This window comes from Pseudoflavonifractor sp. 524-17 (assembly GCF_009935845.1).
Classification (GTDB): Bacteria; Bacillota; Clostridia; order Oscillospirales; family Oscillospiraceae; genus Pseudoflavonifractor_A.
The window spans coordinates 237,234-244,987 of record NZ_QWEK01000006.1 but is presented as its reverse complement, the minus strand read 5'-3'; the positions used below and the strand labels follow the sequence as shown (position 1 = coordinate 244,987).

At 60.4% G+C, this 7,754-nt stretch carries 8 protein-coding genes; all 8 read right to left on the bottom strand.

Annotated features, from left to right (window positions below):
- Nucleotides 1-118 precede the first annotated feature (118 nt).
- Nucleotides 119-1,345: an RNA polymerase sigma factor RpoD gene (gene rpoD / locus D1159_RS02365; RefSeq protein ID WP_161844102.1), complete on the bottom strand. Its 1,227-nt coding sequence runs from the start codon at nt 1,343-1,345 to the stop codon at nt 119-121.
- A gap of 91 nt (nt 1,346-1,436) precedes the next feature.
- Complete coding sequence (gene dnaG / locus D1159_RS02360) at nt 1,437-3,191, bottom strand: DNA primase (protein WP_161844079.1); 1,755 nt, start codon at nt 3,189-3,191, stop codon at nt 1,437-1,439.
- Between the two features lie 15 nt (nt 3,192-3,206).
- Complete coding sequence (locus D1159_RS02355) at nt 3,207-4,211, bottom strand: deoxyguanosinetriphosphate triphosphohydrolase (RefSeq protein WP_161844078.1); 1,005 nt, start codon at nt 4,209-4,211, stop codon at nt 3,207-3,209.
- Between the two features lie 108 nt (nt 4,212-4,319).
- Nucleotides 4,320-4,967: a YigZ family protein gene (locus tag D1159_RS02350; RefSeq protein WP_161844077.1), complete on the bottom strand. Its 648-nt coding sequence runs from the start codon at nt 4,965-4,967 to the stop codon at nt 4,320-4,322.
- Between the two features lie 18 nt (nt 4,968-4,985).
- On the bottom strand, nt 4,986-5,537 hold the full coding sequence (locus tag D1159_RS02345) for a GNAT family N-acetyltransferase (protein WP_161844076.1): 552 nt from the start codon (nt 5,535-5,537) through the stop codon (nt 4,986-4,988).
- 4 nt (nt 5,538-5,541) lie between these two features.
- Complete coding sequence (gene hflX / locus D1159_RS02340; RefSeq protein ID WP_161844075.1) at nt 5,542-6,849, bottom strand: GTPase HflX; 1,308 nt, start codon at nt 6,847-6,849, stop codon at nt 5,542-5,544.
- A 24-nt stretch (nt 6,850-6,873) separates the two neighbouring features.
- Entirely contained in the window at nt 6,874-7,380 is a 507-nt protein-coding gene (locus D1159_RS02335) for a flavin reductase (RefSeq protein ID WP_161844074.1), read from the bottom strand.
- A gap of 85 nt (nt 7,381-7,465) precedes the next feature.
- Nucleotides 7,466-7,672 carry a 50S ribosomal protein L31 gene (gene rpmE / locus D1159_RS02330; protein WP_161844073.1) on the bottom strand — a complete coding sequence of 69 codons (207 nt, stop codon included), beginning with the start codon at nt 7,670-7,672 and terminating at the stop codon, nt 7,466-7,468.
- Between the last annotated feature and the right edge of the window lie 82 nt (nt 7,673-7,754).

The following is a 7,754-nucleotide window of genomic DNA, read 5'->3' as shown; positions in this document are numbered from 1 at the left end:
TTTTTCTCACCCTGCTCTATTTTACCTCGTTTATATGAAAAAGTCTGCCGAAGGGCAGACTTTTTCGACAGGCTGGGAACACCTCCAAGCCATTTGGAGGTGTTCCTTTTCCATTTTTTCAATTTAGAAAGTCCTTGAGCTTTTTGCTCCGGCTGGGGTGGCGGAGCTTGCGCAGGGCCTTAGCCTCAATCTGGCGAATGCGCTCCCGGGTGACATTGAACTCTTTGCCCACCTCTTCCAAGGTGCGGGTACGGCCGTCCTCAATCCCAAAGCGGAGCTTGAGCACCTTCTCCTCCCGGGCGGTCAGGGTGGACAACACCTCCACCAGCTGCTCCTTCAGCAGGGTAAAGCTGGCGGCCTCAGAGGGCTCTGACGCGTCCTCGTCGGGGATGAAGTCCCCCAGATGGGAATCCTCCTCCTCGCCGATGGGGGTCTCCAGACTCACCGGCTCCTGAGCGATTTTCAGAATCTCCCGCACCTTGTCCACCGGCATATTCATCTCGGCGGCGATCTCCTCGGGGCTGGGGTCGTGGCCCAGCTCCTGGAGCAGCTGGCGGGACACCCGGATGACCTTGTTGATGGTCTCCACCATATGCACAGGGATACGGATGGTGCGGGCCTGGTCGGCAATGGCCCTGGTAATGGCCTGACGGATCCACCAGGTGGCATAGGTGGAGAATTTAAATCCCTTTACATAGTCAAACTTTTCTACCGCCTTGATCAGGCCCAGATTTCCCTCCTGAATCAAATCCAAAAAGAGCATACCCCGGCCCACGTACCGTTTGGCGATAGATACCACCAGGCGGAGATTTGCCTCCGCCAGGCGCTGCTTTGCCGCCTTGCCCCGCTTGATGGCCTTTTTGATGGCGGCTTCCTCCTCCGGGGTAAGGGGATAGTCCTCCCCGGCGGCACGGGCCCGCTCAATTTCCTTCCACTGCTCCTCCGCCGCATCTCCGGCGCCCATGTCCTGGGCCAGCTGTACCTCTTCATCCGGGGTGAGCAGATTTACCTTGCCAATCTCCTTTAAATACATCCGCACCGGGTCATCAATGCCGAAAGCGTCCACCAGAGTGTTAGGATCTACGATCTCCTCCTCGGGGATCTCCTCCAGTTCCTCAATGGGGGGCACCGTATCATCGTTCAGGTCAGGCAGATAATCCTCCCCAGCAGTGTCGATCCCCAGATTTTCCAGGGTATCGTAGATCTTGTCCATCTGGTCGCTCTCCAGGTTCATATTCTCCAGCACGTCCATCAGATCGCTGGCGGAGAGCTTGCCCTTCTTTTTCCCCCGCTCGATGAGCTCACTGAGCTTTTCCGCGCCAGGTACGCCCTCCACTACCTTCATGATCTCCAGGCGGCCGGCCTCAATCTGGGCCTCGCTGGGGGCGTTTACCTTTTCGCTCTTTGTGCCCATAACCTTCTTGTCACTCATGTGCTCATCCTCCGTAGGCTTTTTTTTCTCTGTACCTCTCCCAGGCCGCCCGGATGGAGTCCTCTCCGCTCTCCCCGGTCCGCTTGACGGCCTCGGTCTGTATGGTGGCTATGTAGTCCGCCAGGGCCTGCTGGCTGTTGGCCAGGGACTCCGGCTGGCCCAGAATCGCGGCCAGATGGCTGCTCTCCTCCGGGGACAGCTCCCCGGCCAGGGCGGCCAGCTGAAGACTCCGCCCCTCTCTCGCCCGGCGGCACAGCAGGTCATAAATTTTCCCCAGCACCGGCGCGGAGAACTGCTCCGCAGTCAATCCGCCCAGAGAGGAAAACAGGGCCGGCTCCAACAGGAGCAGCCGCAGCACCCCCTCCTCCGCCCGGGCGGAGCGCATGTTGGTGTATCGCATTCCATAGGCCTTGGGCTGCAGCTGAGCCGCAGGGGTGAGATCCTTGCGCTCCTGCTGCTTTTTGGCCTGCTTCATCCGGCGGGTGAACTCCCGCTTGACCTCCTGGGCCATGGTCTCTGGGGTAATGCCTGCAAGGGCGGCCACCCGGCCGCCGTAGATCTCCCGCTCCACCGGGCTGGGCAGCGTGGACAGCATGGCCGCACTCTCCCGCAGGAATTCCACCCTCTGGACATCGTCCGCCAGGTCGTACTTTTTTTGGATCTGCCCCAGGCGGTACTCAATGTGGTTTTCGCTCTCGTCCAGCAACTTTCCAAATGCCTCCCGGCCAAACTTTTTGATAAACTCATCCGGGTCCTTGGCCCCGCGCATCTGGAGGACCTTTACACTGATTCCCGTCTTCTCCAGAATTGGGATAGCCCGCTGGGCCGCCTTCACCCCCGCGCCGTCCCCGTCGTAGGCGATCACCGCCTCCTTGGTGTACCGGGCCAGGAGCTGGGCATGCTCCTGGGTCAGGGCCGTGCCCAGACTGGCCACCGCGCAGTCAAACCCCGCCTGATGGAGGGAGATAGTGTCCATATACCCCTCTGTCAAAATAATCCGTCCCAGCTTGGACTTTTTGGCCAGGTTCAGGGCGAACAGGTTCCGGCTCTTATTGTAAATAACCGTATCCGGCGAGTTGAGATATTTGGGAGTGCCGTCGTCCAGCACCCGGCCGCCGAAGCCGATGATTTCCCCCCGCAGATCGATGATGGGAAACATCACCCGGCTGCGGAAGCGGTCATACACCCTGCCCTTTTGATTGTCCACCGCCAGACCCGCGTCCAGCAGATCCCGCTTGGTGAATCCCTTTTCCGCCATGGCCTCCAGCAGGGCGCTCCACCCCGCCGGCGCCACCCCCAGGCCAAACCGGGTCACAATCCCTGGGGACAGACCCCGCCGCCGGAACAAATACTCTGCCCCCGCCGCCCCTTGGGGGGACTTTAACGTCTGGTGAAAAAGGCGGGCCGCCTCCTTATTCAGGGCCAGCAGGCGCTCCTTGCGCCGCCGGTATCCCTCATTCTCCCCCTGTTCCGGCAGTTCCAACCCTGCCCTCTGGGCCAGCAGGCGCACCGCCTCCACAAAGGTGAGGTTTTCTATCTCCATAATAAAGTTGATGACGCCCCCTCCCTTGCCGCAGCCGAAGCAGTAATAAATCTGTTTCTCCGGCGCCACGGAGAAGGAGGGTGTTTTTTCGTTGTGAAAGGGGCACAGACCCCATAAATTGTTTCCCTTCCGGGTCAGGTGGACATAGGAGGAGACCACATCGGAGATTTCATTTCGGGCCACGATCTCATCAATAAACTGCTCCGGAATGGCCATGCTCCCGCCTCCTGTCTATTTCACCGTCCATCCCCTGGGGATGGCGATGCCAACGAACTGCTCTGCCGCATATTTGTCCGTCATCCCCGCGATATAGTCGCACACCGCCCGGTCTGTGCCCTCCTGGATCCGGATCTCCTGGTACTCCCCCGGCAGCTTGTCCGGATCCTTCTGATAGTACTCAAACAGACGGTGTATCATGTCCTGTGCCTTGGTCTCCTCTCCCTTGGCCGCAGGGTTATAATATACCGACTGGTACATAAAGCTGCGCAGGTCCTGCATGGCCTTCCGGCAGGGCTCTGACTGACAAATCCTCTCGCTGTCCCGGCTGGCCGCAATCACGTCTGCGGTCAGGGTGTTGATCCGCTCTCCATGGGTGAAGCCCAGGGCTTGGCAGGCAGACAGAGGGATATCCATGGGGTAGAGGATGCCCCCTCGGATGGCGTCGTCAATATCGTGGTTGATATAGGCAATCTGGTCGGCCAGACGGACGATCTGCCCCTCCAAAGTGCCTGCCTCATCCGGACCGGTGTGGCAGAGGATGCCGTTGCGCACCTCCCAGGTCAGGTTGAGTCCTATCCCCTGGTTCTCCAGCCGCTCTACCACCCGGAGCGAGTGGATATTGTGGGCAAAGCCCCCCTCCATAATCTCGTTGAGCACCCGCTCCCCAGCGTGGCCGAAGGGGGTGTGCCCCAGGTCGTGGCCCAGGGCCGCCGCCTCGGTAAGATCCTCATTAAGCCGCAGGCCCCGGGCGATGGTACGGGCGATGCGGCTGACCTCCAGAGTGTGGGTCATGCGGGTGCGGTAGTGGTCCCCCTCCGGCGCCAGAAAGACCTGGGTCTTGTGCATCAGCCGCCGGAATGCCTTACAGTGGACAATCCGGTCGATGTCCCGCTGGAAGTCTGTCCGCATGGGGCAGGGCTTCAGCGGCCGGGCCCGGCCCCGGGACTGCTCTGACAGGCAGGCGCGGGGCGATAAAGTTCTGCGCTCCCACTGCTGGGTCTGTTCTTTCGCGGTCAACTGCCCAGCCTCCCTTCCCTATTACCGGCCGGCAAAAACACTCCTATCTACTATATACCTTTTTCTCTGCGAAAATCCTTCTTTTCCGTGAAAAATTTTTCAGAATTTTCAAACTGGCCCTTTCCCACGGCCCAATGGCACGGCCTGGAAGGACTCCCCCACCACCTGGACCGCGGATTTGCCAGCGGTGAGCTCGGTGACCCGGGCTTGGAAATCCCCTACCCGCTCCTCCGGCAGAAGGGCGTGGACCACCACACCGGCGGCGTACTCTGTCTCTCCCAGCACGCCGTTCTGGCCCTCCACCTCCAGCTTCACCCGCTCAAACAGGGCATAGGAGCAGGGCGCCGCCACCTCCACCCAACGGCGGACCTGGGAGACACCAGCGGCATCCAAGGCATCCTTGGCCGAGCGGGTATAGGCCCGCACCAGTCCCCCGGCCCCCAACAATACGCCGCCAAAGTACCGGGTCACCACACAGCACACGTTCGTGATCCCCTCCTTCTGGAAGACCCCCAGCATGGGCTGGCCCGCGGTCCCCTGGGGCTCCCCGTCGTCGGAGTAACGGACCACGCCCCCCTCCCGGATGATATAGCACCAGCAGTTGTGCCGGGCGTCGTGGTACTGCTTCTTCATGGCCTCAATATGGGCCCGGGCCTGGGCCTCTTCCTCCACCCGCCACACATGGCCGATAAAGCGGGATCGCTTTTCCGTAAATTCCGTCTCCGAGGGGACGGTGGGAATATAGTACGCTGTCAACTCTGCCTCACCCGCTTTCTATATGTGTTGCGCCTTGGTCCGCTCCTCCCACTCCCGACGGGTCATGGCCCAGCAGTAGGCCAGGCGGACGGCATCCCCTAAGCTGGGAACCTTCTGTATCCGTGTAAAGCGGTAGGTAAAGCCGCACTTGCGCACCACCCGGCTGGACTTTTGGTTGCCGTCGTAGTAGCCGCACCAGATGGTGTTCAGCCCCCGGTTCTCAAAGCCGCAGGCCAGCAGAGCGTCCACCGCCTCAGGAATGAACCCCTGGCCCCAGTATGCCGGGCTGAGGCAGTAGCCGATCTCGTCGTCTGGGCCAGGCAGCTCCCTCCGGTGCCGGCCCACAAAGCCAGCGGTGCCAATCACTTTTCCCTCTCCCTTCCGGGTGACGGCCAGGGTCCCTGGATGTTCCAGGAAATCACGGATGACTGCCAGGCTTTCCTCCACGCTCTCATGGGGCGTCCACCCTGCCGCCGGACCCACCCGGGGATCCTTGCAGTAGGCGTAAAAATCCGCCGCGTCCTCCTCAGTGAACGTGCGCAGAATCAGCCGCCTTGTCTCCAGCTCCATCTCTCTAATCCTCCCAAAATTCCTTGGGCGGCGTCCAACCCTCCACAATATACGCTTTCAGCCGGCCCAGCAGAATAGGGGTACACACCGCCGTCACCTGAATGGTGCCGGCGTACTCCACCCGCTCCACCTTGGCCTCCTGATAGAGCGTCTCCAGCGCGCCTGCCTGTTCATAGGGCAGATGAATGGTCACCCGGCGGGCCCCAGTGTCCAGCCGCTCCCCAATCATGGCACACAGCTTATCCAGCCCCTGGCCGGTCTTTGCGGATATGGACACAATGTCCGCCCCATGGGGCACGATATCCCCGGTGTACCGGTCCGACTTATTGAACACATCGATCCGGGGGGTCTCCGCCGCCCCCAGCTCCTGGATGAGCTTCTCCACCACCGCCGCCTGCTCCCGCCACTCCGGGTTGGAAGCGTCAATGACGTGGAGCAGCAGATCCGCAAAGGACAGCTCCTCTAGGGTGGCCTTGAATGCCTCCACCAGATGGTGGGGCAGCTTGGAGATAAAGCCCACCGTGTCTGAAATGAGCACGGTACAGGCCTCGGAAATCTCCAGGGTGCGGGTAGTGGTGTCCAATGTGTCGAACAGACGGTTATTGGCGGGGATGTCCGCCCCGGTCAGCTTGTTGAGCAGGGTGGACTTCCCCGCGTTGGTATAGCCCACAATGGCCACCACCGGCACCTCGTTTTTGATCCGGCGCTCCCGCTGGACCCCCCGCACCCGGCGGACATTTTCCAGCTCCTCTTTGAGCTTGGCAATCTTGCGGCGGATATGCCGGCGGTCGGTCTCCAGCTGGGTCTCGCCGGGGCCCCGGGTGCCGATGGGGGACTTGCCCCCGGAGGCGGTCTGCCGTACCAGATGGCCCCACATTCCGGTGAGCCGGGGCAGCAGGTACTGGTACTGGGCCAGGGCCACCTGGAGCCGGCCCTCCCGGGTACGGGCCCGCTGGGCAAAGATATCCAGAATCAGGGCGGACCGGTCCAGTACCTGCACCTTCAGCTCCTCGGACAGCACCCGCTGCTGGGAGGGGGACAGGTTGTTGTCAAAAATAACCATATCCGCCCCGCCGTTGACCACCAGCTCCCGTACCTCCGCCAGCTTGCCCTCGCCAATGAAGGTGCGCGGGTCGGGGGCGTCCCTGTTTTGCAGCACCATCCCGGCGCAGGCGCCCCCCGCCGTCTCCAGCAGATCCTCCAGCTCCTCCAGGGTGTGCTCCGTGGCGTTCTCCTCCGCCGTCAGGCAGTGGGCAGACAGCCCCACCAGCACCGCCCGGTTGATTTCCTCTTTTGTCTTGTCTTCTGTCATACTTCCTCCATAGCCGGGAGGCTCCTAGGTTTTTTTCAGGACCTCCACAATCTCTCCGATGAACATTCTGTGATAGTCCCGCTCCGGATAGCACGCCTTATCAATTTCCTTATCCAGGAAATGACTGCCCTCCAGGTCCTGCCAGTACAGCTTCCGGCACACCAGCACCAGCTGTGCCTCCTCAAAATAGGGGGCGCCGTTCCGGGCGGCAGCGACTGTAAAACCGCACTCCTTGACCTTATCCACCTCCCGGCCGCTCACCTTACCGCACCGCGTCAGATTCTTCCGCTGCTCCTCCCCAAAAAAGGCCAGGGTATAGGTATCCCCAGCCTCCAGAAAGGTCAGGGTGTGCCGCTGTGGACGGACCACGCACATGGCCACATTTTTGTTCCACAGTACGCCCAGCCCGCCCCAGGAGGCGGTCATGGTATTGCAGTGCTCCGGTGTGCCGGCAGTGATCAGCATCCACTGATCGGCCAGCATGGAAAAGACGTTTTGATCCAGCGCTTTGGGATCCATGGCTTGAAACATAATCATTCCTCCTAACTCTATAGTATATGCCTGACAAATATGGAAAAACCCGTACCGGAACCGGTACGGGTTTTTGAGCGGAAACTTACTTCTGATCCAGACCAAACTTCTTATTGAAGCGGCTGACACGTCCGCCAGTATCCACCATCTTCTGTTTGCCGGTGAAGAAGGGGTGACACTTGGAGCAAACTTCAACCTTGATGTCCTTCTTGGTGGATCCGGTTTCGATCACATTACCGCAGGCGCACCGAATGGTAGTCTGTTCATAGTTGGGATGAATGCCTTCCTTCATTTCTGTTCACCTCTTTCTCCCACGGGAAGAGTCGTTATAAACGCAACTGATATGCTACCATGAATCTACGGAAAAGTCAACG

Excerpts from the sequence above, each read along its gene's own strand:
- rpoD (WP_161844102.1), bottom strand. The coding sequence starts at position 1,345 with ATGAAGGTAGTGGAGGGCGTACCTGGCGCGGAAAAGCTCAGTGAGCTC.
- dnaG (WP_161844079.1), bottom strand. The coding sequence starts at position 3,191 with ATGGCCATTCCGGAGCAGTTTATTGATGAGATCGTGGCCCGAAATGAA.
- D1159_RS02345 (WP_161844076.1), bottom strand. The coding sequence starts at position 5,537 with ATGGAGCTGGAGACAAGGCGGCTGATTCTGCGCACGTTCACTGAGGAG.
- hflX (WP_161844075.1), bottom strand. The coding sequence starts at position 6,849 with ATGACAGAAGACAAGACAAAAGAGGAAATCAACCGGGCGGTGCTGGTG.
- D1159_RS02335 (WP_161844074.1), bottom strand. The coding sequence starts at position 7,380 with ATGTTTCAAGCCATGGATCCCAAAGCGCTGGATCAAAACGTCTTTTCC.
- rpmE (WP_161844073.1), bottom strand. The coding sequence starts at position 7,672 with ATGAAGGAAGGCATTCATCCCAACTATGAACAGACTACCATTCGGTGC.